Genomic DNA, 17,695 nt, shown 5'->3' on the forward strand with positions numbered 1-17,695 from the left:
GGCTTTCGTGAACGATTTCTTGCCATTCATCGTCATCGGTCTTGCGACCGGCGCGGTCTACGGCCTCGCTGGAATCGGCCTGGTGCTCACCTATAAAACGTCGGGTATATTCAACTTCGGCTACGGTGCGGTAGCCACGCTCGTCGCGTTCTGTTTCTATTTCCTGAACGTCGATCACGGCTGGCCGTGGCCGCTCGCGGCGGCCGTCTCGCTTCTCGTGTTCGCGCCGTTGCTCGGCCTGGTGCTGGAGCTGTTGGCCCGGTCGCTCAACGGAGCCAGCGAAACGATCAAAGTCGTCGCGACCGTCGGACTGATCCTCGTCGTGTCGAGCATCGGGCTGCTGTGGCACCCGGTCAATCCGCCGACCTTCCCCCATTTCCTGCCGCAGGACACGGTGCGGATGGTCGGGGTGAACGTCACCTGGGAGGAGATCATTCTCTTCCTGCTGTCGGCGGCGGCCGCTGCCGGGCTCTACTGGTTCTTCCGGTCCGTCCGGTTCGGCATCGTCATGCGCGGTGTCGTCGACAACCATGAGCTCATCTCCATGAGCGGCGACGACCCGGTACTTGTCCGCCGGGCGGCCTGGGTCATCGGCAGCGTCTTCGCCGGCGTGGCCGGTCTGCTGCTCGCACCGTCGCACGACCTCGACGGCGTCACCCTGACGACGATCGTGTTCGCGGCCTTCGGGGCCGCCGCCATCGGCTACTTCACCAACCTGCCGCTGACGTTCGTCGGCGGCCTGGTGGTGGGTATCGCCAGTTCGCTGGTCGACAAGTACTCCGCGACCATCACGTGGATCGGCGGGCTGCCGCCGGCGCTGCCGTTCGTCATCCTGTTCGTGGCCCTCATCGTGCTGCCCCGGCGCCTGCTCGCGCAGCGGCGGCTGACGGCCGTGCTGAGCACCCGGCGCTCCTACCACGCTCCGGTCCGGATCCGGCTGACGACGTTCGCGATCGCGATCGTCCTGCTCGGCCTGGTACCGACGATCCAGTCCGGCCACATCGCGGTGTGGTCGTCCGCGCTCATCAACATCATGCTGTTCCTGTCGCTGGGCCTCCTTGTCCGGCGGTCCGGCCAGATCTCGCTGTGCCACCTGGCGTTCGCCGCGGTCGGCGCGGCCGCCTTCGGGCACTTCTCCAACAGCATGCCGTGGCTGCCGGCGCTCATCCTGGCGACGCTGGTCGCCATCCCGGTCGGTGCCCTGATCTCGATTCCGGCCGTGCGGGTGTCCGGTGTGTTCCTCGCGCTGGCCACGCTGGGGCTGGGCATTCTCGCCGAGCAGGTCTTCTACACCCGGAACTTCATGTTCAGCCAGTCCGCGCTGGGCATCGAGGCACCGCGGCCGGTCTTCTCCATCGGCAGTCTGGACCTCTCGAGCGACAAGGGCTTCTACTACCTGCTGCTGGTCATCACCGTGCTCGTCGCCGGCGTCATCACCGCCATCGGCCACGGCCGGCTGGGCCGGCTGCTCGAGGCGCTGGCGGACTCGCCGCTCGCGCTGGAGACCCACGGGACGACCTCGAGCGTCCTCAAGGTGATCGTCTTCTGCGTCACCGCCGCGATCGCGTCCCTGGCCGGGGCGCTCAACGCGATGCTGTTCCACTTCGGCGTCGGCACCTACTACCCGTCGTTCAGCTCGCTGACCCTCGTCGCGCTGGTCGTGATCGTCACCATCGGCGATCCGTGGTACGCACTCGTCGCGGCCGTCGGCTACAGCGTGCTCCCGGCCTACATCACCGGCCAGAACACCAGCACCGTCCTCAACCTGCTCTTCGGGCTCGGCGCCGCCACGGCCGCGTGGGGCACCCGGGGCGGCGTCACACCCGCCCGCCTGCAGGCGCTGCTGGACCGACTGGGCGGCAGGGCGGCCCCTGTCACCTTGGACGGCCTGGCCGCCGACGGCCTGGCCGCCGACGGCCTGGCCGCCGACGGCCTGGCCGCCGACGGCCTGGCCGCCGACGGCCTGGCCGCCGTCGACACAGCCGCCGTCGACGCACCGGCAACGCCCGGCGTGCCGGCCCGCCAGGTGCCCTCGCCCCGCCGCGAGGCTCCCACCGGGGACGGCCTGACAGTCCGCGACCTGTCCGTCCGCTTCGGCGGCGTGCACGCCGTGAACGGGGTGACCCTCAAGGCCAGGCCCGGGGCCATCACCGGTCTCATCGGGCCGAACGGCGCCGGCAAGACCACGACGTTCAACGCCTGCAGCGGCCTGCTCCGGCCAAGCTCCGGCGAGGTCCTCCTGCACGGCGCCAACGTCACGGGGGAGGGGCCCGCCAGCCGGGCCCGGCACGGGCTGGGACGGACGTTCCAGCGCACCGAGCTGTTCAACAGCCTCACCGTGCGGCAGAACGTCGCCATGGGCCGCGAGGCGTCCATGGCCGGCGCGAACCCGCTCAACCACCTGGTGAGCTCGCGGCACGCGAACCGTGTGGTCTCCGAGGTCGTCGAGGAGTCGCTCGCGCTCACCGGAACCACCCGGATCGCAGACCTGCAGGTCGGGCTGCTCCCGATCGGGCAGCGGCGCCTGGTGGAGCTGGCCCGCGCCCTCGCCGGTCCGTTCGACATGCTGCTGCTGGACGAGCCCTCCTCCGGGCTGGACGGCCACGAGACCGAGCAGTTCGGCCAGGTTCTCCAGACCGTGGTTCGCGAGCGCGGCTGCGGTGTCCTGCTCGTCGAGCACGACATGAGCCTGGTCCGGGAGATCTGCGACTACCTGTACGTGCTCGACTTCGGGCAACCGATCTTCGAAGGGACCCCAGACCAGATGGAGAGCTCAGACCAGGTCCGCAGCGCCTACCTCGGCAGCGTGGCCGTTGCCGCGGACAGTGCGGACGACCCATCCACCGACCGGAGCATGCCGCTCCAGCCCCAGGAGTAGTCGGCGATGCTGACACTGAGCTCGGTCACCGCCGGATACGGCCAGACGACCGTTCTGCGCGACGTCGACTTCACCGTCGGGGACGGCGAGGTCGTGGCGCTGCTCGGCCCCAACGGCGCCGGCAAGACGACGTTGCTGCGCACCGCCACCGGATTCGTCAAGCCGCGATCCGGTCGGATCGAGGTCGACGGCAAGGACGTCACCGGGAACGCGCCCCACAAGTACGCCCGGCTGGGCGTGTGCCACGTGCCTGAGGGCCGGGGAATCTTCCCCTCCCTCACAGTCAGGGAGAACATCACCATCCAGGCCCGATCCGGCGGCGCCGACGCGGTGGCGGAGGTCGTCGAGCTGTTCCCCGCGCTGAAGACCAAGCTCCGGCAGACCGCCGGGAGCATGTCCGGCGGCGAGCAGCAGATGCTCGCCCTGTCGCGGGCCTACATCACCCGCCCGAAGCTCGTGGTCGTCGACGAGGCGTCCCTCGGGCTCGCACCCCTCATCGTCGACACGATCTTCGAGCTCCTGGGGCGGCTGGTCGAACGTGGGGTGTCGCTCGTCGTGGTCGAGCAGTACGTGCAACGCGCGCTCGATCTCGCCAGGACCGTCTACATCCTCAGCCGCGGCGAGATCATTCACCGCGGCGCGGCCACTGACATCAGCGCGGACGAGATCTACGAGAAATACCTGGGCATCGAGTAGCCCTGACAGGTCGGCATGGCTCGACCACTCCGAGGCGCGGCAAGTGTGACCGGTTCCGCTCCGTCGTGCACTGACATTCGGGAGGTATGCATGATACATATGTATGTATAGTACAAGGAAGTGAGGAGGGGACATGGCCTCCAGTGCCGACAGTGGCGGTTCCGCCCCGGTCGCTACCCGTCGTGTGGACGAGTCGCGCGTCAACGCGATCATCGCTGTCCTGGGCGGGATAGGCGTCGTCGTCGCGATGATGCAGACGTTGATGGTGCCGCTACTGCCGACGCTGCCATCGCTGCTGCACACCAGCTCGGCGAACGCCTCGTGGGCGATCACGGCCACGCTGCTCACCGCGTCCGTCGCCAACCCGGTGTACGGGCGGCTCGGTGACCTCTACGGCAAGCGGCGCATGGTCTTCGTCGCCGGCACCGCGCTCGCCTGCGGCTCGGTGGTGTGCGCCCTGAGCAGCTCGCTCGTGCCGTTGCTGGTGGGCCGGTCGATGCAGGGCCTCGGCATGGCGATCATCCCGCTGGGCATCAGCATCATGCGTGACCTGCTGCCGGCGAAGCGGCTGATCCCCGCCATGGCGCTGATGAGCTCCTCGCTCGGGATCGGGAGCGCGCTGGGCCTGCCGATCGCGGCGGCGGTCGCCCAGCAGGCCAACTGGCACGTGCTGTTCTGGGGCTCGGCTGTCGCCGTCGTCGCCCTGATGGTGCTGATCTGGCGGGTCGTTCCCGAGTCGCCGGTCCGCGGCACGGGCCGGTTCGACCTGCCGGGGGCGATCCTGCTCTCCGGAGGGCTCGTCGCGCTGCTGCTCGCCGTGTCGAAGGGAAGCACCTGGGGCTGGACCAGCACCACGACCCTCGGCCTGGGCATGGTGGCCGCCGCCCTCCTCGTCGCCTGGACCTGGTGGGAGGCCCGCGCCGAGGCCCCCCTCGTGGACCTGCGCACCACCATCCGGCGCCCGGTGCTGCTGACGAACACCGCTTCCGTTGCACTGGGCTTCGCGATGTACGCGAACTCGCTGATCAACCCCCAGCTGCTGCAGCTGCCGAAGGCCACCGGGCACGGGCTCGGCCAGTCGTTGCTCGCCACAGGCCTGTGGATGGCCCCCGTGGGGCTGGTGATGATGGCCGTGTCGCCCATCGCCGGCAGGCTGATCACGGCACGCGGACCGAGGACCTCGCTCATCGCCGGCTCGGTCGTGATCGCCGGTGGCTACTGCCTCGCACTTGGGCTCACCAGCAGCCCGCCGGGAGTCCTTCTCGTCAGCTGCGTGATCAGCACCGGCGTCGCACTGGCTTACGCGTCCATGCCCACTCTGATCATGCAGTCCGTGCCGGCCTCCGAGGGCGCCGCGGCGAACGGCCTCAACACCCTCATGCGCTCCATCGGAACCACGGGGGCGAGCGCGGTGATCGGCGTGGTCCTGGCGAACATGACCATCCCGTTCGGATCGACCCGGGTGCCCTCCCTCGCCGGCCTGCACGTCGGATACCTGATCGGCGCCGGTGCCGCGCTGATCGCCGGCCTGCTGGCCCTCGGCATCCCCGGCCGCGCGGCGTCGAAGTCGACCGTCACGCTCCCGGAACCACGCCGGACGTCGCCGCAGGCGGCCCAGCCCGCGGCGACATCCACCTCAAGCGTCTGAGGTCAGGTCATGGCTGGAGCCACAGGGGCTCGGGCAGGAGTGATCCGAGGCCGTACTGGGTGACGCCGCCGACGTTCCTGGCGGCCATGACGCTCGGGTTCACCCGGACGGTGAAGACCGCGGGAACCAGCGCGGTCAGCCGCTCCTGGAGGGTGGCGTACGCGGCCTTGCGCTCCTGTTCGGTCGTCGCCGTGCGGCCCGCCTTCAGGGCGGCGTCGATCCGCTCGTCCTTGACGCCCGGGAAGTTGCCGCGGGAGTCGCTGCGGAACGCCGTCCACATCCGTGGGTCCGGGTCGATGAAGTTCGCCGACCAGACGACCATGTCGAAGTCGTTGCTCGCCTGGATCTTGGGATACTCGGAGAAGTCGACCACCCGCACCTGAACCTTGACGTTCTTGTACGAGCTGAGCTGGGCCTGGACGTTCTCGGTCGTGTCCCTGATCTCCGACGAGGCGAAGCTGGTGAACGTGAAGGTGACAGGCTTGCCGTCGGCGGCCAGCTCGTCGAACAGCTGCTGCGCCTTCGCCCGGTCGTACGTCCGCAGCGGCTTGTCGGAGTAGAACGGCGAGGACTTGGTGAACAGCGTGTCGGCGGTCTGGGCGGCGCCGTTGTACACGGCCAGGTTCAGCGCGTCCAGGTCGACGGCGGCCGCGATCGCCTGCCGGGCCCGCAGGTCGTCGAACGGCGCCCTGCGCATGTTCATCGCGAGGAACAGGCCGCCGCTCAGCGGCGCGACGTCCGTCGAGTAGCCGGCCTTCCCGGCCTTGGCGACGCTGTCCGCGTTCGTGTCGATGACCACGTCGGCGCCGCCGCTGATCAGCGTGTTGTACCGCTGGCCCGAGTCGTCCGACGTGCGGATGGTGATGCTGTCGAGGTAGGGCCGGGGGGCGTCCCAGTAGCCGGGGTTCTTCGCCAGCTCGATGCGGTCCTGGCGGGTCCAGGTCCGCACGGTGTACGGCCCCGCGCCGACCGGTTTCGCGTCGAAGGACGCCTTGCCCTTCTGCAGGGCGGTGGGGGAGGCGATCCAGTTCATGGACGTGGTGAGCAGCGCGGCCGGGAAGCTGGGCACCGGCTCGGTCATCGTCACCTTGAGGGTCGTGGCGTCCACGACGTCGGTGGAGGCGATGAGGGACGCCTCCGGCAGGTAGGGCGAGGCCATCGCCGGATCCCGATGGCGATCCCAGTTGAACTTCACCGCGGCGGCGTCGAGCGGGGTGCCGTCGGTGAACTTCAGGCCCGGTCGCAGTTTCAGCGCGAACGTGGCGCCCTTGTCGGTGGTGGCGAACGACTCCGCCATCGTGTACTTGATCTCGTTGGTGTGCTCATCGTTGATCATCAACGTGCCGTACAGGGCGTTGCCCACGAACGCGTTGACCTGCCACGCGTTCGTCATGGTGACCGGATCCATCGAACGGGGCTCGCGGAGCTGCATGACCCGCAGCGAGCCGCCGGCGACCGGGTCGCCGGTGGGTCCGGTGGCGGTGGTGGTGGTGCCGGTCGTCGTGGACGAGCCGTCACCGCCGCCGCAGGCGCCCACGGCGAGCGCCACACAACAGGCGATGACGGTGGTGAGTAACTTCTCTCTGCGAAACATTGCAGTCCTCTCACTGGTTCCCGGCGGCTAACGGGCGACGGTGGAGGCCTCGGTGGCCCAGTAGGCGTCGCGCAGCGGCTTCTTGTAGAGCTTGCCGTTGTCCAGGCGGGGGAGTTCGGGCACGAAGTCGATCGACCGCGGCCACTTGAACGGCGCGAGCCTGGTGCGGCAGTGCTCCAGCAGCCGCGCGGCCAGCCCGTCGCCGGCGTCGGCCATCCGCACCGGCTGGACGACGGCCTTGACCTGCTCGCCGAGCTCGGGGTGCGGCACGCCGAACACGGCGACGTCCACGACCTCGTCGTGCAGCACCAGGACGTCCTCGATCTCGCGCGGGTAGATGTTCACCCCGCCCGCGATGATCGTGAAGTCCTTCCGGTCACTGAGGTAGAGGTAGCCGTCCTCGTCGACGTGGCCGATGTCGCCCAGGGTGCGCCAGCCGGGGTGGGCGGGATGGCTGACGGCTCTGGTGCGGTCCGGGTCGTTGTGGTAATTGAAGCCCGCGCCCTTGGCCTCGAAGTAGACGGCTCCGTCCTGGCCGGCCGGGAGCTCCGCGCCGTCCTCGCCGCAGATGTGCAGCACGCCGCCCTGCGCACGGCCGACCGAACCCGGGTGCGCCAGCCACTCCTCGCTGGTCAGCCCGGTGCTGCCGACGTTCTCCGAGCCGGAGTAGTACTCGAAGATGATCGGGCCCCACCACTCGATCATCTGGCGCTTGACCTCGACCGGGCACGGCGCGGCCGCGTGGACGGCGATCCGCAGGCTCGACAGGTCGTAGCGGGCGCGGACCTCGGGTGGCAGCTTGAGCATCCGGACGAACATCGTCGGGACCCACTGGGAGGTGGTCACCCGGTACCGTTCGATCGCGTGCAGGGCCCCCTCGGCGTCGAACTTCGGGAGGACGACGACCGTGCCGCCGACGCTGTGCATCAGCGCGGACACCCGTAGCGGGGCTGCGTGGTAGAGCGGCGCGGGGGAGATGTAGACCGCTTCGGCGTTGAAGCCGAAGGCCCCGCGGGCGCCGGGAAGCAGCGGGGCGTCGCCCTCGCTGGCGGGCCAGTCGGGCAGCGGGAACTGGATTCCCTTCGGCCGGCCGGTCGTCCCGGAGCTGTAGAGCATGAACGTGCCGCGGATCTCGTCGTCCCGGGGCTCGGCGGAGAAGCCGGCGGTGGCGGCGTCGAGATCCTCGTAGTGCTCGGAGCCCCCGTCGAGCATGAGGCGCCGGACGACCCCGGGGGTCTCAGGGACGACGGCCTCGGCGACCGCCGCGAGCGCCCGGCTGCTGATCAACGCCCTGGCCCCGCTGTCGTTGATCAGGTACGCGACCTCGGGCGGGGTGAGATGCGAGTTCACCGGGGTGATGTAGAGGCCGCAGTTGAGGCCGGCCCAGACCAGCTCGAAATAGCGCAGGTGGTTCTCGGCGAGAATCGCGAGGCGGTCACCCGGGCGCAGGCCCGAGTCGACGAGTAACCGGGCCAGCCGGTTGGAGCCCTCGACGAGCTCACGGTAGGTCAGGATCCGTTCCTGCCCGCGGGGGCCACCGGCGAGGATCACTGCGGGCTTGTCAGGGGTCAGCGTCGCGAAGTCTGGTGGGTACATCTGGTCCTCCAGGGAGAGAACAACGGTTCGCCATACGGGAAACGTAGCTCTTTCAATGGGTGATACCAGATTCTTGGCGGTGGAGATAGATGGCCCGCGCGGTTCCGCGGAACCGCGGCTCAGCAGATGCGGGGGAGTTGCTCGCCTACGAGCATGTCGACGAGCCGGGTGCTGCCCAGCAGCGTACGCATCACCACGCGACCAGGATGACCGGCGACGACGTCGCCCAGGCACGTGGCGTGCCGGCTCTCGGGGCGCGAACGCATGACGGCCAGGATCTCGTCGGCGGCCTCGGGCGCGACAACGGCGATCAGGCAGCCCTCGTTGGCGACATGCAGCGGGTCGAGACCGAGCAGGTCGCAGGCGGCGGCGACCAGCGGCGGCACGGGCAGCGCCGTCTCGTCGATCTCGACACCGACACCGGACGCCGCGGCGATCTCGTTGAGCGCCGACGCCACCCCGCCGCGGGTCGGGTCGCGCATCACGTGGATGTCGCCGCCGCGGCGTTCCACCATGGCCTGGACGAGACGGTGCAGCGGGCGGGTGTCGGAGGCGATGTCGGCCTCGAAGCCGAGGGCCTCCCGCGCCGAGAGCACGGTGGTGCCGTGCGCGCCGATCGGCCCGGAGACGAGCACCGCGTCGCCGGGGCGGGCGGCGGCCGCCGAGACGCGCGCGGCGGGCAGGCGGCGTCCGATGCCGGACGTGGTCACGAAGATGCCGTCGGCGGCGCCGCGGGGCACGACCTTGGTGTCACCGGTCACGACGGGGACCCCGGCGGCCGCCGCGGCCGAACCGACGGAGGCGATGATCCGCCGCAGGTCGTCGAGGGGGAAGCCCTCCTCGATGATGTAGGCGACGGTGAGCGCGAGCGGCGTGGCGCCCATCATGGCCAGGTCGTTGACGGTGCCGTGGACGGCGAGCGTGCCGATGTCCCCGCCGGGGAAGAACAGCGGGCTCACGACGAACGCGTCGGTGCTGGTCACCAGGGTGACGCCGTCGATGTCGAGCACGGCGGCATCCTCGAGGACGCCGCCGTCGGGCTGGCCCGCCCGCGCGGCCAGGGCCGAGCCCGCGCCGAGGGCGGGCAGCAGGACGTCCCGGAGCAGCTCGGCGGAGAGCTGCCCGCCGCTGCCGTGCCCGAGCGTGACCCGCTCGGTCTCGACGCGGGGGAGCGCGCAGCTGGCGAAGGTGGGGTCAACGGTGGTCACGACGCCCTCCCGGCGGAGTGGTAGGCGGCGCAGGTGCCCTCGGTGGAGACCATCGGCGCGCCGAGCGGGGTGCGTGGCGTGCAGGCCGTCCCATAGGCGGTGCAGTCGGTCGGCTCGCGGGCGCCGGTGAGGATGTCGCCGGCGATGCAGGCGGGATGCTCCCGGGCGGTCAGCCCGGAGACGGCGAAGCGGGTCTCGGCGTCGTAGCGGGCGAACTCGTCGGTGAGGGCCAGGCCGCTGTCCGGGATGGTGCCGATGCCGCGCCAGGCGCGGTCCCGCACCCGGAACACGCGGCGGATGGCCTCCCGCGCCCGGCTGTTGCCGTCGCGGTGGACGGCGCGGGCGTACTGGTTCTCCACCCGCGCGTGGCCCGCCTCGAGCTGGCGGACGGCCATCAGGATGCCCTCGAGCAGGTCGAGCGGCTCGAAGCCGGTCACGACGACGGGCACCTGGTAACGGTGCGCGATGGGCTCGTACTCCGTCCAGCCCATGACGGCGCAGACGTGGCCGGCGGCGAGGAACCCCTGGACCTGGCGGTCGGGCGCGTCGAGGAGCGCCGTCATAGCCGGTGGGACGAGGACGTGGCTGACCAGGATGCTGAAGTTGGGCAGGCCGAGCTGGTGGGCGCGCAGCACCGCCATGGCGTTCGCCGGCGCGGTCGTCTCGAAGCCGACCGCGAAGAAGACCACCTGGCGGTCCGGGTGCTGTTCGGCCAGGCGTACCGCGTCCAGCGGGGAGTAGACGACGCGGACGTCGGAGCCGCGGGCGCGCAGGGCCAACAGGTCGGTCCCCGTTCCGGGCACCCGCAGCATGTCGCCGTAGGAGGTGAAGATGACCTCGGGACGGGCGGCGATGGCCAGGGCCTTGTCGATGAGTTCGAGCGGGGTCACGCACACCGGGCAGCCCGGCCCGTGGATCATCCGCAGGCCCGCCGGCAGCAGGTTGTCGATGCCCTGGCGGACGATGGTGTGCGTCTGGCCGCCGCAGACCTCCATCAGGGTCCAGGGCCGGGTGGCCGTCGTGTGGATCTCGTCGAGGAGCTGCCGCGCGAGGGCGGGGTCGCGGTACTCGTCGAGGTATCTCATAGCTCCGCCTCCAGGGTGGCGCCCATCGAGCGGAGCATCTCCAGGGTGCGGTGCGCCTCGGCCTCGTCGACCATGCTGATGGCGAACCCCACGTGAACGATTACGTACTCGCCGACCCGCGCGTCGGGGACGTAGGCGAGGCAGACCTCGCGGGTCAGCCCGTCGAAGTCGACCGTGCCCATGAGCAGGCCGGCGACGTCGACGGTCGCCACGATCCGGCCAGGTATCCCGAGGCACATGCTGGGCCAGTCTCCGGTGCGGTGGACAGGTGCGGCAAGGGACGTCCGGCCCGTCCGTTCGGCTCGTATGGACTCCCGCGGCCGAGGCGATGAGGCTGCCGTTCGGCACCATGGCGCGCACTAACGTCCACTCGCATGACGAGCGAATCCGGCCGGCCTTTGTCCGCGCGGCTGGCGGACGCGGGGGTCGACCGGCGGTCGTTCCTGAAATTCTGCGCGGGTATCACCGCGACGCTCGCCCTGCCGGCCCAGTTGGCGCCCCGGGTCGCCTATGCGCTGGACAAGGTTGACCGTCCCACCGTGATCTGGCTGGAATTCCAGGACTGCGCCGGTGACAGCGAGGCTTTCCTGCGTTCGCGCAACCCGTCGGCGGCGGACCTGATTCTGGGGATGATCTCGCTCGACTACCACGAGACGGTGATGGCGGCCTCCGGCACAGCCGCGGAGAAGGCCCGCGACGACGCGGTGGCGAAAGGCGGGCATCTCGTCGTCGTCGAGGGCTCCATTCCGACCGGAATTCCCGGGGCGTGCACGATCGGCGGCAAGTCGGCCGAGGACATCCTGCGTGAGGCGGTCCGTGGCGCGGCCGGCATCATCAACGTCGGCACCTGCTCGGCCTTCGGTGGGATCCCGGCGGCCGGGCCGAACCCGACCGGGGCGGTCCGGGTCGAGGACGTCGTCGGCGGGGTTCCGGTTGTGAACCTGACCGGTTGCCCGGTCAACGCGGACAACCTGACCGCCACCATCGTCCACCACCTGACCTTCGGTGAGTTCCCGGCGCGGGACAGGTTCAGCCGGCCGCTGTTCGCCTACGGGCAGCGCATCCACGACACCTGCCAGCGGCGCGGCCACTTCGACGCCGGCGAGTTCGCCGAGCAGTGGGGCGACGCGGGCCACCGCAACGGCTGGTGCCTGTACCGGCTGGGCTGCAAGGGGCCGAGCACCTTCCACAACTGTCCCAGCGTCCGGTTCAACGGGGGGACGTCCTGGCCGGTGGCGGCCGGGCACGGCTGTGTGGGCTGCTCCGAGCCGGGCTTCTGGGACACCATGTCGCCCTTCTACGACCGGCTGCCGCACGTGGCGACCTCCGGTTTCGACCTCACCGCCGACAGGATCGGCGTCGGCGTGCTGGCGGCCACGGCGACCGGCTTCGCGGCGCACGGCGTCGGCAAGGTCGTCCAGCACCGGGTCGCCGCCCGCCGCGAGAAGCAGGCCGCGCGGGACCTGGTGGAAGACGACGAAGCGCCCACAGACGAAGCGGCCACAGACGAAGCGGCCACAGACAAGGCACACGCCGACAAGGCGCACGGCGACGGAGAGACGGGCGAAGCGAGATGAGTCGGCTTGTCATCGACCCGGTGTCGCGGATCGAGGGCCACCTGCGGGTCGAGGTGCAGGTGGACGGCGGTCAGGTCACCGAGGCCTACGCGTCCTCGACGATGTGGCGCGGCATCGAGACGATCCTGACCGGCCGGGACCCCCGGGACGCCTGGCTGTTCGCTCAGCGGATCTGCGGTGTGTGCACCTCGGTGCACGCGCTGGCCTCGGTGCGGGCGGTGGAGGACGCGGTCGGCGCCGTCCCGCCGCTGAACGCCCGGCTGCTGCGGGACCTGATCGCCACGTCACTGTGTGTGCACGACCATGTCGTCCACTTCTACCACCTGCAGGCCCTGGACTGGGTCGATCCGACCGCGGCGCTCGCGGCCGACCCGGTGCGTGCCGCGGCGCTGGCGCAGTCCATCTCCGACTATCCGCGGTCCACGGCCGGTCTGTTCGCCTCGGTGCAGACCCGGCTCAAGGTCTTCCTGGAAAGCGGGAAGATCGGGCCGTTCACCAACGGCTACTGGGGGCATCCGGCCTACCGGCTGAGCCCGGAGCTGAACCTGGTGGCGTTCAGCCACTATCTCGACGCGCTGGACTTCCAGCGGGACTACATCCGGGTGCACGCCCTGCTCGGCGGAAAGAACCCGCACCCGCAGACCTACGTGGTCGGCGGAATGGCGTCCCCGATCGACCTCAACAGCCAGGACGCCATCAACGCGAACACATTGCAGGAGGTGACGCAGATCCTGCAGCGGGGCCTCGAATTCGTCGAGCAGGTCTTCCTGCCGGACCTGCAGGCGATCGGCGCCGCCTATCCCGAGTGGACGACCTACGGTCGGGGCCTGGGCTCCTACATGGTGTTCGGTGACTATTCACTGTCGCCGCCGGGCATCGCCCGGCCACCCCGGGACGGCCTTTTCCCCGGCGGGATCATCCGGAACGGGAACCTCGCGGTGAAACCGGAACCCTTCGACCCGTCCGGTATCGCCGAGTCCGTCGCCCATTCGTGGTTCCGCTACGACGATCCCGGCGCCGCGCTGCCCCCCTGGAAGGGTGAGACGACCCCGCAGTACACCGGACCTGAACCCCCTTTCGAGCAGCTCGACGTCGCCGGGAAGTACACCTGGCTGAAGGCGCCGCGCTACCAGGGAGCGGCCATGGAGGTCGGCCCGGTGGCCCGCATGCTCGTCGGCTACACCTCCGGGGACGCCCGTATCCGCCCGCTCGTGCAGGGCGCGCTCGACGCCCTGCGACTGCCGCCCGAGGCACTGATGTCCACCCTCGGCCGGGTGGTGGCCCGCGGCCTGGAGACCAGGCTGATGGCGCAGTACTCCCTGGAGCTCGTCAACCGGCTGCGTGACAACGTCGCCGCCGGCGACCTGGCCGTCGCCGACACCGGGCGATGGCGTCCGACATCCTGGCCGGAGGGCGCCCTGCTCGGCGTCGGCTTCCACGAGGCGCCCCGCGGGTCGCTGTCGCACTGGGTCGTCATCGAGGACGGCCGGATCCGCAACTACCAGGCCGTGGTGCCCACCACCTGGAACGCCAGCCCCCGCGACGCGGAGGGGAATCCCGGCGCCTACGAGGCCGCGCTAGTCGGCACACCCGTCGCCGATCCCCAGCGGCCGCTGGAGATCCTGCGCACCCTGCACTCCTTCGACCCCTGCATGGCCTGCGCGGCGCACATCTACGACGTCGAGGGCCGCGACATCATCGAGGTGCGGGTCCAGTGAGCGTGACCGCGCCCGCCCCGCACACCGAGCACGCGGAGCTCGTCCGGTTCCGGGTCTGGGATCTTCCGGTCCGCCTCATCCACTGGCTGCTGGTGCTGGACCTCGTCGCCCTGTCCGTCACCGGCTACCTCATCGGGAACCCGGACATCCACCCGGGCGGCCACGTCTACTGGGTCACCTGGACGAGGAGCATCCACAAGGTCACCGCGTACGTCTTCATCGCACTCATCCTGGCCCGGGTCGGCTGGCACATCCGCTCGCCCAACCCCTGGTCACGGTGGACGGAGTGGATACCCAGCACCCGGGAGCGGCTCGGCCAGATCGTCCCGTCGGTGCGCTTCTACACGTTCCTCTCCCGGGAGGCACCCCCGGTCATCGGCCACAATCCGCTCGCCGGCCTCACCTACACCGTGCTTTACACGATGTTCGGGGTCGAGATCGTCACCGGTCTGGTGCTGTGGGGCGTGGAGGGCACCGGCTGGGCGGCCTGGCTCACCGGCTGGCTGCTCCACGTGGTGTCACTGCCGACGCTCCGGCTCGTCCACCACCTGATCATGTGGCTCACCTGGGGATTCATGATCCACCATCTCTACAGCGCCATCCTGGTCGACCGGGTGGAGGGCACCGGCGTCCTGACCTCGATCTTCTCCGGCCACAAGTTCCTCCCGAAGGACCACCTGTGACGGACCCGGCCGACCTCCGGGCGTCCACCACCCCGACGGACGCCCCCGTTCTGGTGCTGGGGATCGGCAACGAGCTGCTCGGCGACGACGGCGTCGGCGTGGTCGCCGCCCGGCGGCTCGGCGCGCCGCCGATCCCCGGGGTCGACGTCCTCGACGGCGGGACGCTCGGGCTGATGCTCATGCCCTACCTGGCGGGCCGCGACGCGGTCCTCATCCTCGACGCCGTCTCCACCGCCCACGGGCGGCCCGGCGATGTCATCGTCATCCCCGACGGGGACGTCCGCCGCGGCCACGGCGTGCGCGCCACCGCCCACGACATCGGTCTCGTCGACGCGCTGGCCGCCACCGAGCTCGCCGGCTGCGCCCCCCGGCACGTCGCCCTGGTGGGCGTCGTGCCCGAATCCGTCACCGAACGCTGGGGCCTGAGCCCCCTGCTCGAATCCCGCGTGGGCGCGCTGGTCGACGCGGCCCGCTCCGTCCTCGCCGAATGGTCGGTGCTCGCCGAAGAGTCCGTGCTCGCCGAAGAGTCCGTGCTCGCCGAACAGAAGGTGCAGGTACCCGGACATGCATGAGGCCGGCCTCGCCCGCTCCGCGGTCAGCGCCATCGCCGAGGCCAGCGAGGGAACCCCGGTGCGGACGGTGGTTCTCGCCGCCGCGGCCGGCGTCGACATCGCCTCGGCCACCGCCGCGTGGCAGTCCGCCGCCGCCGGAACCTGCCTCGAGAACACCCACCTCTCCTGGCAGCACGCGGCGGACCGGCTGCGCTGCTTCACCTGCGCGCACGAGTACGACGGCGCCCGGCTCGACCCCTGCCCCTCCTGTAGCGGCAACGGGCTCGTCGTGGCGGCCGCGGACGAGCTCGCCGTGGTCAGCTGGACCACGTAGACGTATGGCGGGTGTGCCGACGGACTCTGTTGCATCGGCGGAGTCCGCTGTCCGGCGGCCGTCGATCATTCATGATCGAGTGATGCGTCGACGTCGTGTCCGTCCACCGGTTCCGACGTCGGAGTTCGCGGGGTTCCGGTTCCCACCCGAGGTGATCGTCTTGGCGGTCCGCTGGTACCTCCGGTACGCGCTGTCGTACCGGGATGTCGAGGAGCTGCTCGCCGAACGTGGCCTCGAGGTTGATCACGTGACCGTGTACCGGTGGGTGCAGCGCTTTACGCCCCTGCTGGTCGAGGCCGCGCGGCCGTGTCGGCACCGTTCTGGGGATAGGTGGTTTGTGGATGAGACGTATGTGAAGGTCGCCGGCCGGTGGACCTATGTGTACAGGGCGGTTGACCAGCACGGGCAGGTCATCGACGTCCTGGCCAGCGCCCGCCGCGACCAGGCTGCGGCACGCCGCTTCTTCGTCCGTGCGCTGTCCCATGGGCATCGGCCGGTCGAGGTCACCACCGACAAAGCACCCGTCTACCCACGGGTCCTCGACGAATTCTTGCCCGAGGCGTGCCACGTCGACGCCGCCCGGGAGAACAATCGGATCGAGGCCGACCACGGCCGGCTCAAAGCCCGGCTCCGGCCGATGCGCGGCCTGAAACGGCTGCGCTCCGCCCAGACGATCAGCGCAGGGCATGCGTTCGTCCAGAACATCCGCCGCGGCCACTACGAACTCGGGATCGACACCGCCCCCCACGCACGGGTGACGGCCGCGTTCACCGAGCTCACCCTCGCGATCTGATCATCTGGTCGGCAGGGGGTCATCCATGCCCTGCCTTCCCGCAATGCAACAGACCCGACTCAGGTCCAGACGACGCCGTCGACCTTGACGCTGAGGCGAATACCGTGCTGACGCAGCGCGGTCACGAAGTCCTCGGAACGGACAGCACCTTCGGCCCCGAACATCTCCAGCAGGACTGTTTCCAAGCCTGTGGGGTGTCAGAACTCGGCCACCGGCCTTGACCTGGGGTTTTAGGCGGCTCGTTCGTATTCGTTGATCAGGCCACCGAGGACGGGTCGGCGCTTGATCCGTTCCTTGGTCAGGTCTGCGACAGGGTGGTCGGGCCGGGGCGGTTGAAGGCCACAACCGCGGTGGGGTCGTCGTCCGTTGTAGTGCCGTGCGTACTCGGCCAGGACGGTGCGCAGGTGCCGTTCGCCGAAGATCAGCATGCGGTCGGTGACCTCGGTCCGGACGGTGCGGACGAACCGTTCCGCGTAGGCGTTCGCCCGCGGGGTTCGGGGTGGGATCTTGATCGCGGTGATGCCGGCGTCGGCGAGGACTGCGTCGAACGACGCGGTGAACTGGCCGGCCCGGTCACGGACCAGGAACTGGAAGTCGGCCGCCCGGTCACCGAGATCCATGAGCAGGTTCCGGGCTTGTTGGGTGGTCCACGGTCCGTCGGGGTGGGCGGTGACCCCGAGGATGTGGACGATGCGGGAGCCGACCTCGATGACGAAGAAGCAGTACAGACGCCGGAGCGTCACCGCGCAGTCCACGTGGAAGAAGTCGACGGCCAGCATCGTCGACGCCTGCGTGCGCAGGAACTGTCGCCACGTCGTGTCGGTCTGCCGTTGCGGTGCCGGGGGCAGCCCGAGGGACGTCAGGACCCGGCGGATCGTGGAGGCGCTGACCCGGTGACCGAGCTTGAGGAGCTCGCCCCGGATCCGCGGGTAGCCCCACGTCGTGTTCTCGGTCGCGAGCCGCTCGATGAGGGTCACGATCTCCGTGCCGACCGGTGGCTGACCCATCCGCCGCGAGGAGGTCCATTTCCGTGTGATCAGACGGCGGTGCCACCGCAGGACGGTCCCCGGGGTGATCAGCCGGTGCGCTCGCAGCGCTCTGGGCAGGAGTCGGATCAGTGCGGCGAGCACCGCCCGGTCCGCTCAGTCCCACCGGGGCTTGGGCTGGGTACGGCGCAGCACCGCGACCTCATGCCGCAGCACCAGCAGCTCGATGTCCTTGGACGCCGACGAACGGCCGAGGAGAACCAACCAGCCACACACCCGCACGAAGATCAGATAGAGCAGGCGTACGAACATGACTGACCATCATGCCGGCTGCCGCACCGTCGCATC

General features: G+C 70.1%; 17 protein-coding genes. 9 read left to right on the plus strand and 8 right to left on the minus strand.

Annotation, left to right across the window (positions count from 1 at the left end; genetic code table 11):
- Positions 1-19: 19 nt before the first annotated feature.
- The 3 genes from FRANEAN1_RS16455 to FRANEAN1_RS16465 all read left to right on the plus strand — a co-directional run bounded on the left by FRANEAN1_RS16455 (position 20) and on the right by FRANEAN1_RS16465 (position 5,222).
- The gene (locus FRANEAN1_RS16455; RefSeq protein ID WP_347177167.1) at positions 20-2,878 is read left to right on the plus strand and encodes a branched-chain amino acid ABC transporter permease/ATP-binding protein; all 2,859 of its coding nucleotides are present in this window, start codon (positions 20-22) and stop codon (positions 2,876-2,878) included.
- A gap of 6 nt (positions 2,879-2,884) precedes the next feature.
- Positions 2,885-3,574, plus strand: coding sequence for an ABC transporter ATP-binding protein (locus tag FRANEAN1_RS16460; RefSeq protein ID WP_020460939.1), 690 nt, complete (start codon positions 2,885-2,887; stop codon positions 3,572-3,574).
- 133 nt (positions 3,575-3,707) lie between these two features.
- The gene (locus FRANEAN1_RS16465; protein WP_020460940.1) at positions 3,708-5,222 is read left to right on the plus strand and encodes an MFS transporter; all 1,515 of its coding nucleotides are present in this window, start codon (positions 3,708-3,710) and stop codon (positions 5,220-5,222) included.
- Positions 5,223-5,229: 7 nt separating this feature from the next.
- On the opposite strand, the gene FRANEAN1_RS16470 is transcribed toward FRANEAN1_RS16465, so the two are convergent.
- From FRANEAN1_RS16470 to FRANEAN1_RS16490, 5 genes are all read right to left on the minus strand, one after another.
- Positions 5,230-6,816, minus strand: coding sequence for an ABC transporter substrate-binding protein (locus FRANEAN1_RS16470; RefSeq protein ID WP_020460941.1), 1,587 nt, complete (start codon positions 6,814-6,816; stop codon positions 5,230-5,232).
- A 27-nt stretch (positions 6,817-6,843) separates the two neighbouring features.
- Positions 6,844-8,412, minus strand: coding sequence for an acyl-CoA synthetase (locus FRANEAN1_RS16475; protein WP_020460942.1), 1,569 nt, complete (start codon positions 8,410-8,412; stop codon positions 6,844-6,846).
- A 119-nt stretch (positions 8,413-8,531) separates the two neighbouring features.
- Entirely contained in the window at positions 8,532-9,620 is a 1,089-nt protein-coding gene (gene hypE, locus FRANEAN1_RS16480; RefSeq protein WP_020460943.1) for a hydrogenase expression/formation protein HypE, read from the minus strand.
- Complete coding sequence (hypD, locus tag FRANEAN1_RS16485) at positions 9,617-10,705, minus strand: hydrogenase formation protein HypD (protein WP_020460944.1); 1,089 nt, start codon at positions 10,703-10,705, stop codon at positions 9,617-9,619. Before hypD ends, hypE begins: the two co-directional genes overlap by 4 nt.
- On the minus strand, positions 10,702-10,944 hold the full coding sequence (locus tag FRANEAN1_RS16490) for a HypC/HybG/HupF family hydrogenase formation chaperone (protein WP_020460945.1): 243 nt from the start codon (positions 10,942-10,944) through the stop codon (positions 10,702-10,704). Before FRANEAN1_RS16490 ends, hypD begins: the two co-directional genes overlap by 4 nt.
- A gap of 135 nt (positions 10,945-11,079) precedes the next feature.
- Here FRANEAN1_RS16490 and FRANEAN1_RS16495 point away from each other — a divergent pair, with 135 nt between their 5' ends.
- From FRANEAN1_RS16495 to FRANEAN1_RS16520, 6 genes are all read left to right on the plus strand, one after another.
- Positions 11,080-12,282, plus strand: a complete 1,203-nt coding sequence (locus FRANEAN1_RS16495; protein ID WP_020460946.1) for a hydrogenase small subunit — start codon at positions 11,080-11,082, stop codon at positions 12,280-12,282.
- On the plus strand, positions 12,279-14,000 hold the full coding sequence (locus FRANEAN1_RS16500; protein ID WP_020460947.1) for a nickel-dependent hydrogenase large subunit: 1,722 nt from the start codon (positions 12,279-12,281) through the stop codon (positions 13,998-14,000). Before FRANEAN1_RS16495 ends, FRANEAN1_RS16500 begins: the two co-directional genes overlap by 4 nt.
- A complete protein-coding gene (locus tag FRANEAN1_RS16505; protein WP_020460948.1) occupies positions 13,997-14,683 on the plus strand; it encodes a cytochrome b/b6 domain-containing protein in 687 nt (228 codons plus the stop codon). Before FRANEAN1_RS16500 ends, FRANEAN1_RS16505 begins: the two co-directional genes overlap by 4 nt.
- Positions 14,680-15,255: a HyaD/HybD family hydrogenase maturation endopeptidase gene (locus FRANEAN1_RS16510; protein WP_020460949.1), complete on the plus strand. Its 576-nt coding sequence runs from the start codon at positions 14,680-14,682 to the stop codon at positions 15,253-15,255. The genes FRANEAN1_RS16505 and FRANEAN1_RS16510 overlap by 4 nt, the downstream gene beginning before the upstream one ends.
- The gene (locus FRANEAN1_RS16515) at positions 15,248-15,568 is read left to right on the plus strand and encodes a hydrogenase maturation nickel metallochaperone HypA (protein ID WP_020460950.1); all 321 of its coding nucleotides are present in this window, start codon (positions 15,248-15,250) and stop codon (positions 15,566-15,568) included. Before FRANEAN1_RS16510 ends, FRANEAN1_RS16515 begins: the two co-directional genes overlap by 8 nt.
- Positions 15,569-15,650: 82 nt before the next feature.
- The gene (locus tag FRANEAN1_RS16520; RefSeq protein WP_041254273.1) at positions 15,651-16,361 is read left to right on the plus strand and encodes an IS6 family transposase; all 711 of its coding nucleotides are present in this window, start codon (positions 15,651-15,653) and stop codon (positions 16,359-16,361) included.
- Between the two features lie 59 nt (positions 16,362-16,420).
- Here FRANEAN1_RS16520 and FRANEAN1_RS43495 read toward each other — a convergent pair whose 3' ends face one another.
- The 3 genes from FRANEAN1_RS43495 to FRANEAN1_RS43500 are packed head-to-tail and all read right to left on the minus strand — an operon-like array spanning position 16,421 to position 17,659.
- Positions 16,421-16,546, minus strand: a complete 126-nt coding sequence (locus FRANEAN1_RS43495) for a hypothetical protein (protein ID WP_347177168.1) — start codon at positions 16,544-16,546, stop codon at positions 16,421-16,423.
- A 45-nt stretch (positions 16,547-16,591) separates the two neighbouring features.
- Positions 16,592-17,491 carry an integrase core domain-containing protein gene (locus tag FRANEAN1_RS16525; RefSeq protein ID WP_020460952.1) on the minus strand — a complete coding sequence of 300 codons (900 nt, stop codon included), beginning with the start codon at positions 17,489-17,491 and terminating at the stop codon, positions 16,592-16,594.
- Positions 17,492-17,503: 12 nt separating this feature from the next.
- Entirely contained in the window at positions 17,504-17,659 is a 156-nt protein-coding gene (locus tag FRANEAN1_RS43500; RefSeq protein WP_020460953.1) for a hypothetical protein, read from the minus strand.
- Positions 17,660-17,695: the final 36 nt, after the last annotated feature.

The sequence above is a fragment of the Parafrankia sp. EAN1pec genome, from assembly GCF_000018005.1.
Classification (GTDB): domain Bacteria; phylum Actinomycetota; class Actinomycetes; order Frankiales; family Frankiaceae; genus Parafrankia; species Parafrankia soli.